Here is a 20,866-nt window from a genome sequence, read left to right as displayed (position 1 = left end):
CTCAACGGAACCAGGCACATGGCCGATGCGGTTTCGCTGGCACGCGGCGCCAATCTAGTCACCTTGCAGACCCAGTAGCCATTGGCAAAAACATGATTGAAGTAACCGAAGTTTCCATTGCCGAGTTGCGCGCAGCCCTCGATGCTGGCCGAACCACGGCAGTTGAGCTGGTCCAGGCCTATCTCTCACGGATCGATGCCTACGACGGCCCCAACACGCCCACCGCCCTCAACGCAGTGGTGGTGCGCAACCCGAATGCGCTTGAAGAAGCGCAGGCCTCCGACGCCCGTCGTGCCCGTGGTGAGACCCTCGGCCCGCTCGATGGTATTCCCTATACAGCCAAGGACAGCTATCTGATCAAAGGCCTGAGCGCGGCATCCGGCAGCCCGGCCTTCAAGGACCTGGTTGCCTATCGCGATGCGTTCACCATCGAGCGCTTGCGCGGCGCCGGTGCGATCTGCCTGGGCAAGACCAATATGCCGCCCATGGCCAACGGCGGCATGCAGCGCGGCGTGTATGGCCGTGCCGAGAGCCCGTACAACGCGGACTACCTCACTGCACCCTTCGCCTCGGGTTCCTCCAATGGCGCAGGCACGGCCACCGCTGCCAGTTTCGCCGCCTTCGGCCTTGCTGAGGAAACCTGGTCGAGCGGTCGCGGGCCGGCCTCAAACAATGGTCTGTGCGCCTATACACCGTCGCGCGGGGTGATCTCGGTGCGCGGCAACTGGCCACTGACGCCAACCATGGATGTGGTCGTGCCCTATGCCAGGACCATGGCCGACCTGCTCGAAGTGCTCGACGTGGTGGTGGCCGAAGACGCCGACAAACGTGGCGACCTATGGCGCTTGCAGCCTTGGGTGCCGATCCCCAGCGTCGCCTCGGTGCGCCCCGCTTCCTACCTGGAATTGGCTGCCAGGCCCGCCGCACTCGCCGGCAAGCGCTTGGGCGTACCGCGCATGTACATCAACGCCGACCCCGACGCGGGCACCAGCGAAGCGCCGGGTATCGGGTGGGCGACAGGCCAGCGGATCAACACTCGCCCCTCGGTGATTGCCCTCTGGGAAAACGCGCGAAAGACTCTGGAAGCGGCCGGTGCCGAAGTGGTCGAGACGGACTTCCCACTGGTCTCCAATTGCGAGGGCGATCGTCCTGGCGCGCCGACCGTGTTCAATCGCGGCATCGTCTCCAAAGAATTTTTACAGCATGAACTGTGGGACCTGACCGCCTGGGCATTCGATGACTTCCTGCAGGCCAACGACGATCCCAAACTAAACCGTCTGGCTGACGTCGACGGCCCGCAGATTTTTCCGCACGACCCAGGCGCTCTGCCTGACCGCGAAGATGGCCCGGCCATTGGCATGGACGAATACGTGCGCATAGCGGAGCGTGGCATCACCCCGTGGGATCAGATCGCCACGCTGTCTGATGGCCTGCGCGGGCTGGAACAGACCCGGCGTATCGATCTTGAGGAGTGGATGGATCGGCTGGGGCTCGACGCGGTGATCTTCCCGGCGGTCGCCGACGTAGGCCCGGCGAATGCCGATGTCGATCCGCAATCGGCGGATATCGCCTGGAGCAACGGCGTCTGGGTCGCCAACGGCAACCTCGCCATCCGCCACCTCGGCGTGCCAACGGTCACCGTGCCGATGGGCGTGATGCCGGACATCGGCATGCCCGTCGGTCTGACGTTTGCCGGGCGCGCCTACGACGACTCAGCACTGCTGCGCCTGGCGTCGGCGTTTGAGGCCACCGGATCGAAGCGCTTGATCCCGGTGCGAACCCCACCCTCGCCAGGCGGCTGAAAACCGCAATGGGTCTGGCGCGATAAAGCGCCAATCCTACCTATTCACGGCAAGCCCGAGCAACAGAAACCAACCTTTGCCCCAGCGAGCACTGCGTGAGCGTACGCATGCCTGGGTCAGCTTCAGTAACCCGCATTGAGAATCCCATGCTAAATGACAATTCGATAATCGATCAGGCGATGACACGTGACAGCCTGTATGGCACCGAGGGTGAACCGACCTACGGTGGTATCACCAGCTTTATGCGGCGTCGCTACACCCGCGATTTACGTGGCGTGGATATCGCCATCAGCGGCATCCCATTCGATACCGCGACCAGCAATCGACCGGGCAGCCGCTTCGGACCGCGGGCCATCCGCGAGGCATCGGTCCAGTCTGCCTGGGCGCGTCACTGGCCGTGGGAATTTGACCCGTTCGATCTGCTGGCTTGTGTCGATTATGGCGATTGCTATTTCGATTACGGCGCCCCGGAGCAGACCCCGGCGGCGATCAGGGCCCATGCCGAGCGGATCCTGGCGGCAGGTACTGCGATGCTGACCCTGGGCGGCGATCACTTCATCAGCTATCCGCTGCTGCAAGCTCACGCGGCCAAGTATGGTCCGCTGTCCCTGATCCATTTCGATGCACACCATGACCTGGAGTCCGACGGCGAGGACAAGCGCATCGACCACGGCTCGATGTTCTATCACGCCGTCCGCGAAGGGCTGGTTGATCCTGCGCGGTCCATCCAGATTGGCCAGCGCACGACCAATGACGACGTCATGGGCTTTCAGGTGTTGAATGCCAGTGAGGTGCATGATCGCTCTACCAAGGAACTAGCGGAGATTATCCGGGCGCGCGTTGGCGACCATCCGGTCTATCTCACCTTCGATATCGACTGCCTCGACCCGGCATTTGCCCCAGGCACGGGGACGCCGGTCTGCGGTGGACTATCGAGCCATCAGGCCTTGGCGATTCTGCGCGGCCTGCGCGGTATCAACCTGATCGGCATGGACGTGGTGGAGGTGGCACCGCCCTATGACCACGCCGAGATTACTGCGCTCGCCGGGGCCGCATTGGCGATGGAGATGATCTGCCTGTATGCCGCGCGGCATAAGCTGTAAACCCGTGGTCTGGACAGCTACAAACATTTTTCGACCAGTTGCTCACGTGACAGCAACTGGCCGAAAACAGACCTTGGTGAACGTCCGCTTTGGGCAGTTCACTGCCAATCATGGTTCAGAAGTGTGCTGGTCAGATCGAGTGCAAACGGCTGGTCAAGTGACGTGCAGTATTCCAATTGGTATTCCAACTAAAAATTAAAATAGTTATTAATGTTATAAATCAATAACTTGCCGAACTGATTCAAATTACCCCGGCACTTCAACATCTAAAGACGTCCACGGACGTCTTTTTTTGTGCCTGAAATCCACCCGCCTCTCAGACCGCCAACTCAAGGTTGTCAAACCAAAAGACAAGGATTAAATCCTCACCGATGGTGAGCCGCTCCAGACCGCGTACTGGCGGCGGCCGAGGATGAGGTTGCCGGCGTTACTCATGGTTAATCAACCGTTTTCGCCAGGCCCCGACACCGATGCATCCAACGCGGCGACTACTTGCAATAACCGAGGGTCGCTACGCTGCGCAGGATCAACCGCACCAGCATGGTCTGGCGGGTCACTCCGGTCTTGGAGAAAGTCGAACGCAGGTGTGCCCGTGAGGTGTTGCGGCTGATGCCCAGTTCTTCGGAGGCTTCGTCCAGGGTCAGGCCGTTGGCCAGCAGCATGGCCAGCTGGGTTTCGGCCGGGGTGAAGTCGAACAGGGCGCGGACAATCTCTTGCGGTGCACTGGATTGCTGTTCCGGGTCGCTGATGAAGATCACCACCGCTGGGCACTGTTTGCCTTCGCTCCAGTCTGACAACGGTACTGAGCGCACGATGATGCCCAGGTCCGCGCGGCCCGAAGGCCGTTGCACGCGTAGGGCTTCGACCACCGAGGGGTTGCTGCTTTTTTGCGAGAGCAGTGATTGTTTCACCAGGCGGCGAAACTCCTGGGTGTCACGCGCGGTGCCGATCTGCAGGCCATCGTTGACCAGCTTGATACCGTCTTTTTCCTGGATCAGGCGGTCGGCCACCTGGTTGGTCCGCAGCACTTTGCCGGCTTCGTCGAGAATGATCGTGCCAACCGCCATCTGATCTACCGCGCCGGCATAGAGGTTGCGTTCGGTTTCGATGCGGTTCAAGCGCATATGGATCTCGATCGAGCGTTCCAGGTGCGGAATGAACTGTGCCAACAGGGCCTTTTCATCATTGTTGAAGGCCCTGTCGTCTCGACCGCGGCTGATGCGGATGCGGCACTGAGCGCCGTCGGCAGTGTTGATGTCGGCGCCGAGGACATGGAACACGTCCTGCGGTTCGAGGAAATTCTTGCAGAACTCTGAGTTTTGCCAGTCGTCGTCGGAGACGAATTCGGCCAGGGTGACGACTTGGCGGTTGGGCAGGTCGACAAAGGGGTCGAGGGTGAAAAAGTGCTGGTTATAAGAGGCAGTGGTTTCGGCTGAGGAACCCGTGGTGTGGATCATCAGGCCAGTGTCGTGTTGACTCGGCGGGCGCAGGATGAAGGTGACGAACTTGCTTTGCAGATACACATTGAGCCGGTTGAGGAAGGTCGTCCAGGGGATGTTCTCCAGCGGTCCTTGATAGAGATTGCCGACGAACTCGCTGAACGTCTCGAGGCTGAGGCTCTGCATGGACAATCCTTTTATATTTATTAGTGTTGGAGATGGTCGAGAATAGGTGCCGTCGTCGATTGAGCGCAACACCCGGATCTATAGTCTGAAAGGAGGTAGGCCTACCTGCCAGATCGTGTAACTTTGCGTCCTGTGAAGCGCGCCGGCCGGCCGGTGAGTTTACTTGTACGATCCACCCTATGGCCGATGTTAAACTGCGATTCGTTTCGTACCATTGGTCGACTCAAAAGATTGGTGTGATGACCCAGCAAGTCAGGAAAATCGAACGTTTGACACTGAAAAGCGTCGTCACTCGAGCAAAGCTCGTGTCAATTGCCGAACGGCTGTTCGCCGAGCGCGGTATCGAAGGGGTGTCGTTAAGCGACATCAACAAAGCCGCCGGGCAGCGGAACAAGAACGCCACGAATTACCACTTCGGCAGCAAGGATGGCTTGCTGCAGGCCATCCTCGACAAGCATGAGCCTGGTATTGCCAGCCGGCGTAACGCATTGCTCGATGAACTGGAGAAGCGAGGTAATCCTTCGGTGCGAGACGTAGTCCGCGCGCTGATGTATCCGGTGGCCGACAAGATGTTCGATCCCAACGGTGGGAAGGACTTTATCCGTCTGGATGCCCAACTGGTGGCGGTGCATACGCTCTCCGTACAGAACCTGCGCGCTTCCACGCTCAATCTGGGTCAGGTTGATCGGTTGAGGCGGGCGCTGCTCGGCGTCCTCCAGGACCTGCCCGAGTCCGTGGCCCAGCAGCGCCTGCACTTGGCGGCAGTTTTGCTCCTCCATGGGCTAGCCGACCACTCTCGCATGCTTGATGCGAGCGATAAGAAGACCTTGGTTATGGACACCGAGTTGTTCATCAAGAACATCGAAGACTGCCTGGTGGCACTGCTGGCGAGCCCCATGTCGCCCGAAACTGTCTCCCTTCTTTCCCGCCTTGACGTACCCGAACAGGTTCCAGCCCACGTTTACAGCTTGCCCTCATGAGGCAGCTGTAAACATTGCATGGGTAATGACTGCTACCTGGAGAGGCTCGTTTCGAACTCGCGCGTAAAGCGGTCGACTTCCGATTCGGGCAGATGATTGATACCTCCCGCCAGTTTCCTGCCACCGCCGGTGTCAAAGGTGCGGCAGAAGTCAGCCGCAGCCACCGGACTATGTCCGGGAGTGCGCACGCTTACCGTGAATCCACCTTGCCTTTTGGGCGACAGGATACCGAGCGCGCGATCTGGCTGTGCCTGCATGAGCTCGTTGGCCAGGGTTCCGATGGCCCGCCGCGCCCATGGCGCGTCAGGCAACATCAGCAGCATCGCGCCGGGTATCTGGTGCGTCGGCGTAAGTCGGCGAGCCAGATCCATGTCCTCCTCATAGCCTGCCGCCAGCCGCGCGTAGGCGTCCGAGCCGGCGACGAACTCCAGCGGATCGGCGAACGGCTGCATCAGGGTCGACAGCTCGGCCGGATCGAAATGCAGATCGGCAACGGTCTCGCCATAAGCGTTGTAGTTGAGATAGAGGCCGAGCCGCTCCAGGGTCCTGACCGCTCCAGCGTCTATGCCTTGCGCCTTGGCCATGGTGCAGCCCACCTCAGGCAGGCTGTCGCCGTATGCCGCAGCAATCGCCCATGCACGATGGCGACCGCCAAGATAGCGGTCGACCAGGATGCTGGTGCAGACGTCGGCAGCCTCGTCGATATAGGGCTCGAAGCGCCCATGCCGAGGCATCTCCCCTGCGTGATGGTGATCGAAGTAGCGCACCGATGCGCCCGCCTCAAGCAGGCGAAGCAGATCGGTACGATTCTGATCGAGGGAGATGTCGAGTGCGGTGATGGCATCACCCTCGCACGCTTCGATACGCCGCAGTAACTGAATGTCGCGTTTGACACCGGTCAGCAGCCTCGCGCTGGCGAACTCCTCAGGCGCGGCAAGCCGCAGTTGTTGCAACGCACACAGCCCATCGGCATCCCCATTGAATGCAACGTAGCGATTCATAGGGCCTCGCGAGCGACAAGATGGCTGACGATCAGTTCGGCTGCTTCCTCAGGAGAGCAAGCGGTGGTGTCGATGCGAATTTCCGGGTTTTCCGGCGGCTCGTAGGGGGAGTCGATGCCGGTGAAATTCGTCAGTTCGCCACGGCGAGCCTTCTTGTAGAGGCCTTTTGGATCCCTCTGTTCGGCCACGCTGATCGGCGTGTCGACGAACACCTCGAAGAACTCGCCCTGCTCCACCAGCTCGCGCGACATTCTGCGTTCAGAACGGAATGGAGAGATGAAGGACACCAGAACGATCTGCCCCGCATCGACCATCAACTTGGCGACTTCACCTACGCGTCTGATGTTCTCGACCCGGTCGGCTTCGGAGAAACCGAGATCCTTGTTGAGGCCGTGGCGCACGTTGTCACCATCAAGCAGATAGGTATGTTTGCCCAATGCATGCAGTTTCTTCTCGACGAGGTTCGCGATCGTGGACTTGCCGGCACCCGACAGCCCTGTGAACCAGAGTACGCAAGGCTTCTGCCCCTTGAGGGTGGCGTGCGCCTGCTTGTTAACGTCAATCGCCTGCCAGTGGATGTTCTGCGAGCGACGCAAGGCAAAGTGCAGGAGTCCGGCGCCGACCGTATTGTTGGTCAGGCGGTCAATCATGATGAAACCGCCGGTATCGCGATTTTCCTTGTAGGGATCAAATGCGATTGGCTGGTCAAAGCTCAGGTTGCAGACGCCGATTTCATTCAGGTCCAGTGTCTTGGCGGCAAGATGCTCGAGCGTATTGACGTTGACCTTGTATTTCGGTGTCGCGCTGGTGGCCGTCACGGTCTTGGTGCCGATCTTCAACAGATAGGGGCGGCCCGGCAGCATCGGTTCATCGCTCATCCAGACGATCGTTGCCTCGAACTGGTCTGCCACCCTGGCCGGTGCATCGATCGTCGCGAGAATGTCGCCCCGGCTGATATCGATCTCGTCCTCGAGCGTAATCGTGATCGACTGGCCAGAGACGGCTTCCTCAAGGTCACCCTCGCGCGTCACGATACGCGCGACCCGGCTTTCCTTCCCCGAAGGCAAGACACGGAGGCGATTGCCGCGCTTGACGCTGCCGCCGACAACGATCCCGGCATAGCCGCGGAAGTCGAGGTTCGGTCGGTTGACCCACTGCACCGGCATGCGAAACGGCCCGGACTGATCCGCAGCATCCTCGACCTGCACCGTCTCAAGGTACCCCATCAGTGTCGGCCCCTGGTACCAGGGGGTGTTCGCGCTCGGCTCGGTGATATTGTCGCCCTTCAGGGCTGACATCGGGATGGTGACGATATTCTGCAGGCCAATCTGGCTGGCGAAAGCGCGATAGTCCGCGTCTATCTTGTCGTAGATCTCTTTCGAGTAACCCACCATATCCAGTTTGTTGATGGCCAGCACGACATGGCGAATGCCGATCAGCGACACCAGATAGCTGTGTCGCCGCGTCTGGGTCAGCACCCCTTTGCGCCCGTCGATCAGAATGATGGCGACATCCGCTGTCGAGGCTCCGGTGACCATGTTGCGCGTATATTGCTCGTGGCCCGGTGTATCGGCGACGATGAACTTGCGCTTGTCGGTCGAGAAGAAGCGATAGGCAACATCGATGGTGATGCCTTGTTCACGCTCGGCGGAAAGTCCGTCGACCAGTAGTGCGAAATCCAGGTCGCCACCTTGCGTTCCCACCTTCTTTGAATCCGCTTCCAACTGGCTCAACTGGTCTTCGAAGAGCATCTTCGATTCGTAGAGCAGGCGCCCGATGAGCGTGCTTTTTCCATCGTCGACGCTGCCGCAGGTGATGAAACGCAGCAGGCTCTTGTTCTCGTGGGATTTCAAATATTGTTCGATGTCTTCGGAAATCAAATCGGATACGTGTGCCATTAGAAATACCCCTCCTGTTTCTTTTTCTCCATCGAGCCCGCGGAGTCGTGATCAATCAGGCGACCCTGGCGCTCGGACGTCCTGGCCAGAAGCATTTCCTGAATGATGGCCGTCAAGGAGTCGGCCTCGCTCTCGATTGCGCCGGTCAGCGGGTAGCAACCCAGCGTGCGGAAACGCACTTTCCTGATCTCGGGAACCTCGCCGTCGTTCAGTGGCATGCGCTCGTCATCGACCATGATGAGCGTGCCGTCGCGCTCCACCACCGGTCGCTCTTTCGCCAGGTAAAGCGGCACGATCGGAATGTCGTTCAGATAGATGTATTGCCAGATGTCGAGCTCGGTCCAGTTGGACAGGGGAAACACCCGGATGCTTTCGCCCTTGTGCTTGCGGGCGTTATACATCCGCCACAGTTCCGGGCGTTGCAGCTTGGGATCCCAGCGGTGCTGCTCGGAGCGGATCGAGAATATCCGCTCCTTGGCCCGCGACTTCTCTTCGTCCCGCCGTGCGCCGCCAAAGGCCGCATCGAAACCGTGCTTGTCCAGCGCTTGCTTCAATCCCTCGGTTTTCCAGATGTCGGTGTGTATGGCCGAACCATGGGAAAAGGGGCTGATGCCCTTTTCCAGCCCCTCGGGATTGATATGGACGAGCAGGTCGAAGTCGTGCTTTTTCGCCATGGCGTCGCGGAACTGAATCATCTCGCGGAACTTCCAGGTCGTGTCGACGTGGAGCAATGGGAACGGCAGTTTTCCCGGATGGAACGCCTTCAGGGCCAGGTGCAGCATCACTGCACTGTCCTTACCGACGGAGTAGAGCATTACCGGGTTCTCACACTCAGCGACCACTTCTCGCATGATGTGAATGCTCTCGGCCTCAAGACGCTGCAAGTGCGTCAGCATGTATTTCCTCCTTCCTCTGCGCTGGGTCGTGATGCCACCGAGAATCCGATGCCCGGCCCAGTCACTCGAGGTGCGATTGCGTGTGGACGTTTATCGCCCACCTCTTTTTTAAGCCGTGTTACTTAAACTGGCTTTAAAGGTAGATCTCGCAATTGCATGGATCATCGTCCGTTTAGACTATTCGCAGCTCAAACGCTTTTAATACTATCGCCTTATCTTGAACCGCCAGTCGGTCGGGGCGATAGCTGCTGCTCCTGATCGACTGGCCCATTGCGCCACAGCAATCAGGTGTACCTATTGGAGGCAACGCCCCATGAACACTCAACAGGCCGACTGGCCGAACCTTCAGTTTGACTACAGCAATTGCCATGTCCTGGTGACCGGTGGCACCAGCGGCATCGGGGCCGGCATCGCCGCAGCGTACCGAGCAGCAGGTGCGCAAGTGACGATCACCGGCACCCGGCCCTGCGCCGCCGATTACGACATTGACCTCGACGGCTACCGCTACTTGCAGCTCGACATCGAGAACGCAGACAACATCTCTGCCGTCGCAGCAGCGCTACCGCGCCTGGACATCCTCGTCAACAACGCCGGCTTTGCGCTGCCAAGCTGTGGCCTGGACGAGTACGAACCGGACGTTTTCGAACGCGCGGTGCGCATGCACCTGGTCGGTGGCTATCGCATGGCGCATGGCTGCGCCGACAAACTCCTGAAAAGCACGCTGCCAGGCGGCCCTTCGATCATCGGCATTGCATCAATGAGCTCGTTCTTCGGGATCGATGTGGTGCCCGGCTATGGCGCGGCGAAGACTGGCGTCGTCGGGCTGACCCGGGCACTGGCGGTCCATTGGGGCGGACGCATTCGCGTCAACGCGGTCGCGGCGGGGCTTACCGCAAGCCGCATGACGGCAGCGACCGTCGCCAATCCGCAGTGGTCCGCGCCCACGCTTGCGCGTACGCCGGCAGCACGGCTTGGGGTGCCGCTGGACATCGCCGGTCCAGTCCTTTTCCTGACGAGCGCCGCTGCCGGCTGGATCACGGGACAGACACTGCCTGTCGATGGCGGTTTCACGGTCGCCGGCTGAGTCCGGCGTCGGCCCTTCCCGTACTGCCTGTCGCCAACACCTCTCCTCACACTTATGGAGCAGCGCATGAAACCTGACATCATCCGTATCACAGACCTGGGCGCCCCCGAGCTGACCGAGCGGCAGCGTCGAGCGATCGCGGGCGTCCCCCCCGTGGAAATGCGCGAGGAGGCCGTCCTGGCAGCCGCATGCCAGCGCACGGGGCTTTCCGACTTCGGTTCGGAGGACTTCCGCGAACGGCTGCGAATCTGGCTGAAGAGTTTTGACGAGGACACGGAGCTCGGCCCCCTGGGGCGCGCGGGGATGTTCGGCGATGCCGTGCGCTACGCATCTTCGCGCCTGCGCTTCGAAGATCTGGTGAAGCGACACCCGGAAATCAACGACGTCGCGATTGATCGGCCGATCATCGTCGCCGGCCTTCCCCGCTCAGGCACGACCCACCTGGTCAACATCCTGGCAGCCGATCCGCGACTGCGTTCGATGCCGCTTTGGGAAGCGATGGAGCCGATTCCTGCGCCGCAAGACCAAAAATCAGACGGGGAAGATCCACGTATCGTTCGTACCCGCCAGGCCTGGGGCGAATTCGAAGCCATATTGCCGTTCATGCCGGCGATGCACGAAATGTCCCCCACCCACGTGCATGAAGACATCGAACTGCAAGGCCTGGACTTCTCGTCCTATCTGCCGGAATGGCAGTCTCGCCCGTGTCGCTGGCGCGACTACTACTACAGCCACGATCAGACGCCGCACTACCGTTATGGTCGCCGAGTCCTGCAGGCGCTCACCTGGCTCCAGGGCCCGAACCGATGGGTGATGAAATCGCCGCCGCACATGGAGAACCTGCGGCCGCTGATGACGACCTATCCCGACGCCACGCTCGTCATCACCCACCGCGACCCCGTTGCCGTGCTCCAGTCCGCCATCACCATGATCGCCTATGGCGACCGCATCCGCCGCCATACCGTCGACGTAAAGGCGTTGGCGCGCTATTGGACAGATCGAGTGGAACATCTGCTGCGCGCCTGCGTTCGGGACCGGGACAGTGTTCCCGCCGGCCAATCGCTCGATGTGCTCTTCGACGACTACATGGCCGACCAACAGACGGTGATCGAACGCATCTATGCCATGGCCGGCCTGCCACTGACCGCCGATGCCAAGGTGCAGATCCAGGCCTATCTGAACGCCAATCCACGGGGCAAGCATGGTCGCGTCGTCTATGACCTGAAAGGCGATTTCGGGGTTGATATTGCCGCTTTGCGCGAGCGATTCGGCTTTTACTATGAGCGCTTCTCGGTCAGGCCAGAGCGCATCGAAGGAGAGCGGCCATGACCGATCTAGCTACGGAACGTCTGTTGTCCGGCCGCGCGTGGGACGACTTCTGCGAAACAGTTCGCCAGGCCGGCCACAGGGTCGATGCTTTCGGCGCCGAGGCCGATACCCTCGACCGCGCCGAATGGTATCGATTCATGACCCGGCTCATGCGCAACGGGTTCGAACGCTACCTGGAGAACTGCGAGCCAGAACGGCCGCGCCTGCGCGATGCGCCCTGGCGCCAGTCCATCAACTTCCAGTCTCCCGATCAGGATCATCTGCTTGCAGAGTTCGTCGACGGTAGTCATGACTATGTCATTCGTGGCCATCGTGGCGGGCTGCCGTACTTCGTCATCGCCTCATGGCGCGCGCCACAACCGCGCCATCCCGGCGCTCAGGACTGGGCAACGTGTGGTGTATCCGGTCTTGACGAATTCGATCCCGCTGCGCTGCAGACCACCGGCTTCATCTCCTCACGCCAGGTGAAGTTCGATGCGCAGGGCAACTTCGAGATCGTTGTCAGCCAGAACAAACCCGCAGACGGGCGCGACTGGCTGTCGATCTCACCGGACTGCGTCGGTCTCCTGGTGCGCACGCTCTACCATGATCGCGCGAATACCGCGCCGCCTCACTTCACCATCGAACGGATCGATAGCCCGCAACCGCGCCCCGTCACCGCCGCTGAAATAAGCGATGCGCTCGCCAAGGCGGGCCAGATGGTACTTGGCTATTGCGAACTGGTGCGCAGCTGGTGGCAGGACAATCTCAGCCAGCGGCCAAACCGCATCCGCTTCGACCGCGCGGTGTACCTGTCCAATGGCGGCGTGCCGGACCGACACCACGGCTTCGGTACCTGGGAGTGTGCTGGCGACGAGGCGCTGGTTATCGATTTCCTGCCCTCAGCCTGTGATTACTGGATATTCCAGCTCTGTTCGATCTGGCAAGAGAACCTCGACAACTACGAGGACGGCGGCGGTTGTGTACAGAAGTACAAGGCCAGATATCGCCACGACGGCTCGGTGCGCGTCATCGTTGCGCAAGGCCAGCCCGGCATCGCCGGCAATTGGGTCCAGTCCTTCGGCCATGTCCATGGCGGCATGAGTTTGCGCCTGATTGGCACACAGGGCGAGCCGCCGCAGGTAACGCTGCGCCGTATTGCGCTGGCCGTGCTGCAAGAACGTGGTGAAGAGGCGCTGCAAGACATCGTGCCGATCATCAGTGGCGAGGTGGCGCAATGAGCGTGCTGTCCGGCGAAATTGCACGGCACTGCATCGCGGCGCTCAATCATGTCCTGCATGGAGGCGACCTCTGATGACTCATCCCATAGGTGCCGCAGTGGTCGGCACCGGCTTCGGCCTGTTCACCCATGTCCGTGCGCTGCGCGAGGCCGGGTTCGAGGTGCGCGCCATCGTCGGCCGAGACCGTGCCCGCACCATCGCCCGCGCCGCGCCGCTGGGTATCCCACTGACGACCGATAGTCTGGCCCAGGTGCTGGCTGATCCGGCGATACAGCTCGTTACGGTGGCAACGCCCCCGCACGCACACTATGCACCGGTGATGGCCGCGATCGCCGCCGGGCGGCATGTCGTGTGCGAAAAACCCTTTGCCCGCGACGCCGCCGAAGCGGCGCAGATGCGCGAAGCCGCGACAAAGGCAGGTGTTCATCACCTGCTCGGCGCCGAATTCCGCTTCGACAGCGCGCAGGCGCTGTTGCGGCGCGTCGTTCAGTCGGGGCTGATCGGCACGCCGCGCCATTTCCTGCGCATCTACCATCAACCGGGCCTGCAGGACTCGACAAGCAAGCTCAGCGACTGGTGGGAGGACGCTGACCAGGGCGGCGGTTTCCTTGGCGCATTCGGCTCGCACATGATCGATCAGGTCGAATACATGTTCGGCCCCATCGCTCGTGTCAGCGGCATGCTGCAGACGCTGGCGCCCGGGCGCCCCACCATGACAGCCGACGATTGCTACAGCGTGCAGTTCGAAACGGACAGCGGTGTTGCCGGGTCAATCATCGCCGCGCTGGCCGCGCCGGGGCCGCTGGTGATGGCCACCAAAGTAGTGGGCAGCGCAGGCGGCGCGTGGATTCAGAGCGGCGCGACGTTTGGTGACCCCGAAGAAGTCTGGGTGAGCGACGCCGATGGCGTGCGGCGCATCGAGATGCCCGCGGATCTGGTCAACGCAATGCCGACAGCTTTTCCCGTCGCCGAGCTGATCCAGACCGAGCAGGACCGCTGGCACACCATGGGCTTCGATGTTGCGCCCTATGCGCGCCTGTTCGCCGAGATGCGCACGCGGATCGAAAATCGCGCACCCGCGATCCCCGAGCGTGCCGCCACATTCAACGACGCTGCGCGAGGCCAACAGGTGCTCGATGCAATTCGACTGTCGGCGCGCAAGCGCGCCTGGATCACAATCTGAAATGAAGGACTCTGCTATGACGAAATTGATGCTTCATGCAACGGTTCACGGACCTGACGATATTCGTGTCGAGCAGGTACAGCGCCCCAGTGCCGGGCCGGACGATATTGTGGTCAAGGTCGTGGTCTGCGGTATCTGCGGCTCTGACCTCGGTTATGCGCGCGCCGGTGGCCTGCCGATGGGGGGCGATGGTCCCTTGTCGCTCGGGCATGAATTCTCGGGCGTGATCGAGGAGGTGGGCGCGCGAGTGACGGCGCTGCATAAAGGCCAGCGCGTGGTGGTCAACCCGACGACGCCTGCGAACATGATCGGCTCCGGAGGTCCTGGGGCCTTCGCCTCGCACATTCTCGTGCGCAATGTCATGGCCGAGTCGTCGGTCTACCCCATTCCCGACACGCTGGACTTCGAAACCGCTGCACTGGTCGAGCCGCTCGCCGTCGCGCTGCACGGCGTCAACCGGTCGCGTGCCGGCGCTGGCAGCAAAGTAGTCGTTTTCGGCGCGGGTCCCATCGGGCTCGGCGTCGTGGCAATGCTCCGTCTGCGCGGCGTCGCGGACATCATTGCCGTCGATCGAGTGGACTCACGTTTGGAGCGTGCGCGCGCACTCGGTGCAAACGCCACCTTCAATCCCGACAACTGCGATCTCTGGGCTGAAATCGGCCAGCGCCATGGCGCAAGCACGCTCTACGGGATGCCAGTGGTGGATACCGACGAATTCATCGAGGTGTCGGGCGCAGCGCCGGTTATTCCCCAAATCATCGCCCGCGCACGTTTCGGGGCGCATCTGACGGTGGTGGCGGTGCATCACGCACCGGTCGCCATGGATCTGGCGATGGCGCTGGGCAAGGAGATGGAAGTGACCACCGCCATGGCCTATCCCACCGAGTTTGGCGAGGTGCTGGAGATCCTCGCCGCAGGCCGGATCGACACCACCGCGCTGATCAGTCATCGCTACGCCTTCGAAGACTTCGAACAAGCCTTCGCTACCGCCGCGCGTGCGGATGAATCGGCCAAGGTATTGGTGACGTTCGGATGAGTCTCAAGCCAGAACATGGAGATGGTACGGCTGTATCATCGTTCTTGCGCAAACGACCACCATGACTACAGCGCATTTCGATGATGTCCGCCCTGGATCGAAGCGGACATCCACCATCTCTCGAAATCCCGAAGCGCTTGACCGGCCTGCCGGCAGGCGCAATCAGGACCCACGCTAACGATCAGTACTTGATATCCCGGGCTGTGCGACGGGTATCCTGCTTGGTGCTGCGCTTGTCCTGGCGACATTCCACGTTGCTCTTGTCACTACCCTTTCTGCATTCATCCTTGGTTTGCCGGGCGGTGGATCGCCCTTCCTGCCTGGTATCGCGAGCTTCACGCCGTTGTTGACCCTGCTCGGTCGCGTAAGCGGGTAGCGTCACCCACTGCACGCCAGCGGCGATCAGCAGCATCGCCAGGGCTTTCAAGTAGTGCTTGCGAATCATGATTTTTCTCCAATGCCATACCGCTCAGTCGCCTCTTTCGCTCCCCCGGGAATTCAGCGAAAACGTGAGTTACATCGTACGCTCACAACTCACAAAAGCACTTTGTGGCAGGTGAAATCTGACGATAGGGCCACATAGGCCGTCGCGCTAGGCTGTTATGTGCATGGTGCAATATGGGCATCGGTAACGGCTGAGCTTCGCAGCTGGTTTACCCGCGAAGAGCCCAGCGAAACCCTCCAGAATATTTTGCATCCACGGTCGCCCCTATCACTGCCATCCCCTCGGAGAAGCCCATGCGCCAAGCCCTCCTGATCATCGACGTACAACCCGGCTTCGCCCCGCCGCAGTGGCTGATCGACGGTATCCAGAAGCTGATCGGCACCCTGCCCAGTGTCGCCACGGTCGAGCACCACGACGAATCCATAACCCCCTTCGAAAAACAGCTCGGCTGGCACCCCGCACCGGACGATGACAGCCTGATCCCGGCCGACCGCATCTTTATCAAGCACGGCTACGCGCCCACACCGGAAACCATCGACTACCTGAAAAGCCTCAACGTCGAACGCGTGCTGGTGTGCGGCCTGCAGACCGAGACCTGCTGCCTGGCGGCGGGGTTTGCTCTGTTTGATGCGGGGTTGCAGCCGACGTTGATCACGGATTTGACGGTGGGGTCTTCGCTGGACCGGACGGGTAGGTTGGGGGTCAGGCTTTGGGAGCATCATTTCAAGCACACGGTAAAATTGGCGGACTTGTAAGCTGTTGTGCTCACGCAAAAGCCGTCGTTTCACTCGAAAAGTTCACCTAGTTCTTCAAGCGTTGGCAGTGCTGCCGGATTCACAGAAAGCTCACAATCCAATGCGCACAAAACTCGGGCATACGCGACCATCGCAACGGTGGATGTACCCTTTTCCACGGCAATAACTTTCTGCCGCGGCAACCCGGAAAGCTCGGCAACTCTTGATTGCGTCAGTCCGTGACTCTTACGCTTTTCACGTATTTGGTGTCCCAGGCGGGATAGCAGAAGAGATTGATCCATGTTCGGTTACCGTGACATTGGTGATCGAATGTATTGCATACAGGACATTACTGCGAATCGATTTGGCTCAGCATCCAAGCGGTTACCCATCTCGACGCCTTCCTCACGTCCTAGGACATTTCCCGCAAAACGCATCGTCTTTCATGAACTGGCGGATGCTGCCTCTCGAAGATAGCCTTCGTCGGTCACTGCAAATCAGTGATCGGCTTTGACAGGCTGAAGAGCTACCTTCCACTCTTCCCGATAAAACGGCATGCTTCTGCGCGTTCTGTCTTATGGTGGCTGTGCGTGGGGCATCTTCGGATGCACCGGTTTTGTTGCTCTCCGGTCTGTCAACCCGCGTACAGCTGCCACCCACATCTGATTGACAGCAGATAGCTGGCAGCTCCTTCAACCAAAGACGGAGCACAATCATGAAAAAACATAGTCCCAATCCGCCAAACACTGCACCTGACTCAACAACCGAAACACCCGACTTTTCCAACCTCTCCGACCTCACCGAACCCGCCATCAGCGCCCGCCTCCGCAACCCCAATCACCTCGACCCCATCAGCCACGTCTTCACCCTCCGCCCCAACATCGACACACCGTCCCTGCTCACCCACGCCAGTGAAACCCTGGCCTCGCTCAACGTCATGAGCACCGACCTTGCCTGCGAGCTTGAGAGTTCGCGTCGAAACATCGCCCTGGCGATCCAGCAGTTGGCCGTGCTGGCGCAATTGCTGGTGAACCGGGCACTGGACAACATCGCGCCACTCGACGAAGTGGAGGCTTGAGATGGATCGATACGTCCTGATGGCCGGCGATTTGCTGGATGTGGTTGGGCGACGGCTGCAGATGCAGGTTTGATCCTGGAAAATGGGCGGTCTCATTGGGACCGTCCAACGCCAGAGCCACGGTCATCGCAGCACACCACGGATACTTGAACGTGGTTTCGGACGAACCCGCAAAGCCCTTCTACACTCATTTCGCAATCGCCCTGTAACCCCTGTCGAATAGGCCTCCATGACCACCCTCAGCGACCGTTTGAAGCAAGGCAAGGATGCGCGCAAGAAGTGCTCCCGCAGTTCGCAAGCAGCCTTGGGCAATGTCGACCGCGACCCCATACCGCTGATCAAGGCATCGAGTGAAGGACGCGTCAAATCGCTGGTGGAGTTGCGCTACGGACGCATGCTGGTGTCGCCTTTCACCTTCTATCGCGGCAATGCGCTGCTGCAGGCCCACGACCTGGCGGGCACCTCGAACATGGGGCTGGTTTCGCCGATTTGTGGCGATAGCCACTTGATGAACTTCGGCGGTTTCGCGACGCCTGAGCGCAATCTGCTGTTCAGCGTCAACGACTTCGACGAAGCCCATCCCGGGCCGTGGGAGTGGGACTTGAAACGCCTGGTGGCGAGTTTCCTGGTGGCCGCCCGCGACTTGCGCCATGGGGAATCCGTTGAGGAAAACATCTGCCATGACGTGGTGAGTGCCTATCAAAAAACCATGCTGGAGTGCGCCGAACAGAGCTCGCTGGAAACCTGGTACGAATCCATCAGCTATGACGACCTGCTGGCGCAGGCCAACAAAAGCACCCTGGACCATGTGGAACGCGCCATCGCCAAAGCCGAACGTCGCACCCATGCCGAACTGCTGCCGAAAATCAGCGAACGCGACACCCATGGCCGTCTGATCATTCGCGATGACCTGCCGGAAATTTTCCACCTGCACAAAAACACCACGCTGCTGGACGCCGATGACGACTGGTTGCGCCTCTCGGACTGGCGTCCGCTCTACGACACCTTCATGCGCGACTATCGCGGCACCCTGCAAGCGGACCGCCGTGAACTGCTATCGCGTTTTCACGTTCAGGACATGGCGTTCAAAGTGGTGGGCGTGGGCAGTGTCGGCACCCGTTGCCTGGTGGCGCTGCTGACCGACGATCAGCAGTTCCCGCTGTTCCTGCAATTCAAGGAAGCGCGACGCTCGGTGCTCGCCGGCTACGTGAAGACCAGGTCGCGGGTGCGGCATGAGGGGCAACGGGTGGTCGACGGCCAGCGGTTGATGCAATCGGCCAGCGACTTGTTCCTCGGCTGGACCACCGGTCCCAGCGGGCGGCATTTCTATGTGCGGCAATTGCGCGATATGAAAATCTCCGCCGAACTCGAGACCTTCGATGGCGACGCATTCGCCGCCTATGGCCGGCTCTGCGGCCGGGCCCTGGCTCGCGCTCATGCCAAGTCTTCCGGACACGCGGCGGTGATCAGCGGCTACATCGGCAAGAGCGATGCACTGGCCGACGCGCTCTATAAATATGCCCAGGGCTATACCGAGCACAACGAGCGTGATTTCGAGCGGTTCCAGCAAGCCTGCCGCAAGGGCCGCTTGCGTGCCCGGTCGGAAACCGACTTTGCCGCCGATCATTTGCCGTAGCGGTGTCGCAGGCTCTGGTACGGGGCTTGGAGCGAGATGAATTTTTCTTCACCCCACCACCCCGCGCCAGCCTGTACATTTCGCTCGCTCATTCAAGAAACTACGGTTTGCCCGCCCTCCCGCGGGCTTTTTTTTAAAAAAAAACGCAGCCCTTTCGGAGTGCGGGTTTTGCGGTTCAATCGTCAACTCAATTCACAGATTGAGGCTGAGCCGCCAACACCGGTTGTTCCGCTCTGGTGAGCACCGGCTGTTCCAGCCTCGCTCGCCCGTAAAACGCCAGCGCCGTCAGCAAACACGCCAGCCACACGAAGATCCCGGCCCAGAAGGTGTGGGACATGTAGTGCCACCCTTGTAATACCCGCGTTGTGCCATAGATGAATCCGAGGGTCAGCGAGCCGTACATGATCGCTTTCGAATAGCGCCAGCGATAACGGCGCGCCACGAAGTACAACGCCAGCATGGTGAAACCGCCCGACGCATGTCCGCCCGGCCAGCAGCGCCCCTCACCGGCGACTTTCAGCAGGTCGAAATTTTCATACCACTCAATGTGCTCCATCTTGCCGCCGTACAGGGTCGTCTCGATCGGGCAATACACGCTGGTGTGGCCCTTGAGATAGTGAATCACCCCGGTGCTGATGGAGAACGCGAACACCACGTAGAGAAAGTCGCGTCGATGACGGTTGGCAAAGCGCAGTACCGGTGCGACTTTGATTTTTTCCAGGAAGGCGATGATTTTCGAGTGCTTTTCAGCCTTCAGACGCGGCCAGAGAAATGACAGCAAGGCACCGACAATTGCAATTTCGCCGGTCCAGTTCGGAATGATCCTCGCCCATTTGTGGGTAATTTTTTCGAACAGATGGACCTGGTCCAACGGGTACGTCTGCGTCACCGGATCAAAAAAGTAATTGTTGAAGGCGATGTCGATGCTGGTCATGTCGAACATCAGGAACACCGCGACCGCGCAGGCCAGCGGAATACCAAAATTCACCCAGTAAAAGCGGGAAGCGGTCTGCATGCTCAGTCCTGATTCGAAGGGATGGTTAAATTCAACGGGGCGTCACGGTCGGCCAATCCGAGGCTTCGATAAAGCCAAGCATGCGCGGAGTGTGCGGCGTTTCGGCGGAGATAAACAAAGAGGCCCCGTAACCCAGGGTCGAAGTCGGCAAATGGAGGTCTTTTTCCAGTTGGTCCATGCATTCGCTGTGGGTCACCAGAATCAGGTTGCGCCCGGCCACCTTGTGCGCCAACGCGTCGCGCAGCATGGTGCCCTTGCAACTGATCAACCAGTCTTCGCCCGTGCCGACCTTGTTGAACATGAAGCTGGCGGTCTGCGCCGTCCGCAGGATCGGGCTGTTGTAGATATCAGCGTTGTCCAGGCCCAGGTTCTGGAAGTGCGCACCGACACCCATGGCGACACGGCGCGAGCGCTCGGTAATGCCATCATTGCCGACCAGGCAAGGCGCCGAGGAGTGATCGCAGCGTTCGACGTGGCGCACCAGCACGATCAGGTCGCCCTTGGCCCACCCGGTCATCAACGCCTGTGCACCGGGCACATTGCCGTGAGCCAGGTCCGCAACGGCGGCAGGTCGCAGCAAGAACACCGTCAACGGGATCACCAGCAACGCCGAGGCTAACACCACCGCAGCGTTGCGATAACGGGCGAAGCGGCTCAGATCGATCGAGCGTTTTATCCCGAAAAGACTCAGTCTTAATTCCACATCAAGCCGCCTCGCCGGCACGCACTACCTCATTAGATCCCGGCAGGTTAAAGAAAGGCGCGTCGGTGACTGGTGAAACGCATGTGAAAAAAAGCTTA

The 20,866-nt window shown here is 60.4% G+C and carries 19 protein-coding genes; 11 read left to right on the top strand and 8 right to left on the bottom strand.

Features of this window, described 5'->3' with window-relative positions:
- Positions 1 to 92: 92 nt before the first annotated feature.
- Together AC3IT6_RS03480 and speB are read left to right on the top strand one after the other, a co-directional pair.
- Entirely contained in the window at positions 93 to 1,802 is a 1,710-nt protein-coding gene (locus tag AC3IT6_RS03480) for an amidase (RefSeq protein WP_489354307.1), read from the top strand.
- A gap of 146 nt (positions 1,803 to 1,948) precedes the next feature.
- The gene (speB, locus tag AC3IT6_RS03475) at positions 1,949 to 2,905 is read left to right on the top strand and encodes an agmatinase (RefSeq protein WP_095945754.1); all 957 of its coding nucleotides are present in this window, start codon (positions 1,949 to 1,951) and stop codon (positions 2,903 to 2,905) included.
- 488 nt (positions 2,906 to 3,393) lie between these two features.
- Here the strand turns inward: speB and AC3IT6_RS03470 are convergent, their stop codons facing one another.
- Positions 3,394 to 4,530 (bottom strand): helix-turn-helix transcriptional regulator, encoded by a 1,137-nt coding sequence (locus AC3IT6_RS03470; protein WP_489354306.1) that lies wholly within the window; start codon positions 4,528 to 4,530, stop codon positions 3,394 to 3,396.
- Positions 4,531 to 4,769: 239 nt separating this feature from the next.
- Here AC3IT6_RS03470 and AC3IT6_RS03465 point away from each other — a divergent pair, with 239 nt between their 5' ends.
- Positions 4,770 to 5,510, top strand: coding sequence for a TetR/AcrR family transcriptional regulator (locus tag AC3IT6_RS03465; protein ID WP_191624931.1), 741 nt, complete (start codon positions 4,770 to 4,772; stop codon positions 5,508 to 5,510).
- 32 nt (positions 5,511 to 5,542) lie between these two features.
- Here the strand turns inward: AC3IT6_RS03465 and AC3IT6_RS03460 are convergent, their stop codons facing one another.
- The 3 genes from AC3IT6_RS03460 to cysD are packed head-to-tail and all read right to left on the bottom strand — an operon-like array spanning position 5,543 to position 9,305.
- Positions 5,543 to 6,511 (bottom strand): acetyltransferase, encoded by a 969-nt coding sequence (locus AC3IT6_RS03460; protein WP_489354305.1) that lies wholly within the window; start codon positions 6,509 to 6,511, stop codon positions 5,543 to 5,545.
- Positions 6,508 to 8,409: a sulfate adenylyltransferase subunit CysN gene (gene cysN, locus AC3IT6_RS03455; RefSeq protein ID WP_223448166.1), complete on the bottom strand. Its 1,902-nt coding sequence runs from the start codon at positions 8,407 to 8,409 to the stop codon at positions 6,508 to 6,510. The genes AC3IT6_RS03460 and cysN overlap by 4 nt, the downstream gene beginning before the upstream one ends.
- On the bottom strand, positions 8,409 to 9,305 hold the full coding sequence (gene cysD / locus AC3IT6_RS03450) for a sulfate adenylyltransferase subunit CysD (protein WP_151214238.1): 897 nt from the start codon (positions 9,303 to 9,305) through the stop codon (positions 8,409 to 8,411). Before cysD ends, cysN begins: the two co-directional genes overlap by 1 nt.
- Before the next feature lie 313 nt (positions 9,306 to 9,618).
- On the opposite strand from cysD, the gene AC3IT6_RS03445 reads away from it, so the two are divergent.
- The 5 genes from AC3IT6_RS03445 (at position 9,619) to AC3IT6_RS03425 (ending at position 15,157) form a co-directional block, all read left to right on the top strand.
- On the top strand, positions 9,619 to 10,389 hold the full coding sequence (locus tag AC3IT6_RS03445; protein WP_489354304.1) for an SDR family NAD(P)-dependent oxidoreductase: 771 nt from the start codon (positions 9,619 to 9,621) through the stop codon (positions 10,387 to 10,389).
- Between the two features lie 66 nt (positions 10,390 to 10,455).
- Positions 10,456 to 11,718, top strand: coding sequence for a sulfotransferase family protein (locus AC3IT6_RS03440; RefSeq protein WP_489354303.1), 1,263 nt, complete (start codon positions 10,456 to 10,458; stop codon positions 11,716 to 11,718).
- Complete coding sequence (locus AC3IT6_RS03435) at positions 11,715 to 12,938, top strand: hypothetical protein (RefSeq protein ID WP_489354302.1); 1,224 nt, start codon at positions 11,715 to 11,717, stop codon at positions 12,936 to 12,938. Before AC3IT6_RS03440 ends, AC3IT6_RS03435 begins: the two co-directional genes overlap by 4 nt.
- Positions 12,939 to 13,011: 73 nt before the next feature.
- Positions 13,012 to 14,121, top strand: a complete 1,110-nt coding sequence (locus AC3IT6_RS03430; protein ID WP_489354301.1) for a Gfo/Idh/MocA family oxidoreductase — start codon at positions 13,012 to 13,014, stop codon at positions 14,119 to 14,121.
- 16 nt (positions 14,122 to 14,137) lie between these two features.
- Positions 14,138 to 15,157, top strand: a complete 1,020-nt coding sequence (locus tag AC3IT6_RS03425; RefSeq protein WP_201783896.1) for a zinc-dependent alcohol dehydrogenase — start codon at positions 14,138 to 14,140, stop codon at positions 15,155 to 15,157.
- A 181-nt stretch (positions 15,158 to 15,338) separates the two neighbouring features.
- Here AC3IT6_RS03425 and AC3IT6_RS03420 read toward each other — a convergent pair whose 3' ends face one another.
- Entirely contained in the window at positions 15,339 to 15,602 is a 264-nt protein-coding gene (locus AC3IT6_RS03420) for a hypothetical protein (RefSeq protein ID WP_223448172.1), read from the bottom strand.
- 293 nt (positions 15,603 to 15,895) lie between these two features.
- Here AC3IT6_RS03420 and AC3IT6_RS03415 point away from each other — a divergent pair, with 293 nt between their 5' ends.
- The gene (locus tag AC3IT6_RS03415; protein ID WP_489354300.1) at positions 15,896 to 16,357 is read left to right on the top strand and encodes an isochorismatase family protein; all 462 of its coding nucleotides are present in this window, start codon (positions 15,896 to 15,898) and stop codon (positions 16,355 to 16,357) included.
- A gap of 29 nt (positions 16,358 to 16,386) precedes the next feature.
- Here AC3IT6_RS03415 and AC3IT6_RS03410 read toward each other — a convergent pair whose 3' ends face one another.
- Positions 16,387 to 16,638 (bottom strand): helix-turn-helix transcriptional regulator, encoded by a 252-nt coding sequence (locus AC3IT6_RS03410; RefSeq protein ID WP_489354299.1) that lies wholly within the window; start codon positions 16,636 to 16,638, stop codon positions 16,387 to 16,389.
- Positions 16,639 to 17,051: 413 nt separating this feature from the next.
- Here AC3IT6_RS03410 and AC3IT6_RS03405 point away from each other — a divergent pair, with 413 nt between their 5' ends.
- Positions 17,052 to 17,414 (top strand): DUF6124 family protein, encoded by a 363-nt coding sequence (locus AC3IT6_RS03405; protein ID WP_223448175.1) that lies wholly within the window; start codon positions 17,052 to 17,054, stop codon positions 17,412 to 17,414.
- 229 nt (positions 17,415 to 17,643) lie between these two features.
- The gene (locus AC3IT6_RS03400; RefSeq protein WP_489354298.1) at positions 17,644 to 19,050 is read left to right on the top strand and encodes a DUF2252 domain-containing protein; all 1,407 of its coding nucleotides are present in this window, start codon (positions 17,644 to 17,646) and stop codon (positions 19,048 to 19,050) included.
- Positions 19,051 to 19,237: 187 nt separating this feature from the next.
- Here the strand turns inward: AC3IT6_RS03400 and AC3IT6_RS03395 are convergent, their stop codons facing one another.
- Both AC3IT6_RS03395 and pmrG read right to left on the bottom strand, forming a co-directional pair.
- Positions 19,238 to 20,065, bottom strand: coding sequence for a phosphatase PAP2 family protein (locus tag AC3IT6_RS03395; RefSeq protein WP_489354297.1), 828 nt, complete (start codon positions 20,063 to 20,065; stop codon positions 19,238 to 19,240).
- Between the two features lie 31 nt (positions 20,066 to 20,096).
- Positions 20,097 to 20,768: a lipopolysaccharide core heptose(II)-phosphate phosphatase PmrG gene (pmrG, locus tag AC3IT6_RS03390; protein WP_489354296.1), complete on the bottom strand. Its 672-nt coding sequence runs from the start codon at positions 20,766 to 20,768 to the stop codon at positions 20,097 to 20,099.
- Positions 20,769 to 20,866: the final 98 nt, after the last annotated feature.

It is taken from the genome of Pseudomonas sp. KH_017, from assembly GCF_057840285.1.
The sequence above is the reverse complement of the archived record's forward strand: the minus strand, read 5'-3'. Positions and strand labels throughout refer to the sequence as shown.

Bases quoted from the DNA above. Each gene is read 5' to 3' on its own strand.
- AC3IT6_RS03440 (WP_489354303.1), top strand. From the start codon at position 10,456: ATGAAACCTGACATCATCCGTATCACAGACCTGGGCGCCCCCGAGCTG.
- AC3IT6_RS03400 (WP_489354298.1), top strand. From the start codon at position 17,644: ATGACCACCCTCAGCGACCGTTTGAAGCAAGGCAAGGATGCGCGCAAG.
- AC3IT6_RS03430 (WP_489354301.1), top strand. From the start codon at position 13,012: ATGACTCATCCCATAGGTGCCGCAGTGGTCGGCACCGGCTTCGGCCTG.
- AC3IT6_RS03415 (WP_489354300.1), top strand. From the start codon at position 15,896: ATGCGCCAAGCCCTCCTGATCATCGACGTACAACCCGGCTTCGCCCCG.
- AC3IT6_RS03435 (WP_489354302.1), top strand. From the start codon at position 11,715: ATGACCGATCTAGCTACGGAACGTCTGTTGTCCGGCCGCGCGTGGGAC.
- AC3IT6_RS03465 (WP_191624931.1), top strand. From the start codon at position 4,770: ATGACCCAGCAAGTCAGGAAAATCGAACGTTTGACACTGAAAAGCGTC.
- AC3IT6_RS03425 (WP_201783896.1), top strand. From the start codon at position 14,138: ATGACGAAATTGATGCTTCATGCAACGGTTCACGGACCTGACGATATT.
- AC3IT6_RS03410 (WP_489354299.1), bottom strand. From the start codon at position 16,638: ATGGATCAATCTCTTCTGCTATCCCGCCTGGGACACCAAATACGTGAA.
- AC3IT6_RS03445 (WP_489354304.1), top strand. From the start codon at position 9,619: ATGAACACTCAACAGGCCGACTGGCCGAACCTTCAGTTTGACTACAGC.
- AC3IT6_RS03480 (WP_489354307.1), top strand. From the start codon at position 93: ATGATTGAAGTAACCGAAGTTTCCATTGCCGAGTTGCGCGCAGCCCTC.
- AC3IT6_RS03405 (WP_223448175.1), top strand. From the start codon at position 17,052: ATGAAAAAACATAGTCCCAATCCGCCAAACACTGCACCTGACTCAACA.
- speB (WP_095945754.1), top strand. From the start codon at position 1,949: ATGCTAAATGACAATTCGATAATCGATCAGGCGATGACACGTGACAGC.
- AC3IT6_RS03395 (WP_489354297.1), bottom strand. From the start codon at position 20,065: ATGCAGACCGCTTCCCGCTTTTACTGGGTGAATTTTGGTATTCCGCTG.
- AC3IT6_RS03420 (WP_223448172.1), bottom strand. From the start codon at position 15,602: ATGATTCGCAAGCACTACTTGAAAGCCCTGGCGATGCTGCTGATCGCC.
- cysD (WP_151214238.1), bottom strand. From the start codon at position 9,305: ATGCTGACGCACTTGCAGCGTCTTGAGGCCGAGAGCATTCACATCATG.
- AC3IT6_RS03460 (WP_489354305.1), bottom strand. From the start codon at position 6,511: ATGAATCGCTACGTTGCATTCAATGGGGATGCCGATGGGCTGTGTGCG.
- AC3IT6_RS03470 (WP_489354306.1), bottom strand. From the start codon at position 4,530: ATGCAGAGCCTCAGCCTCGAGACGTTCAGCGAGTTCGTCGGCAATCTC.
- cysN (WP_223448166.1), bottom strand. From the start codon at position 8,409: ATGGCACACGTATCCGATTTGATTTCCGAAGACATCGAACAATATTTG.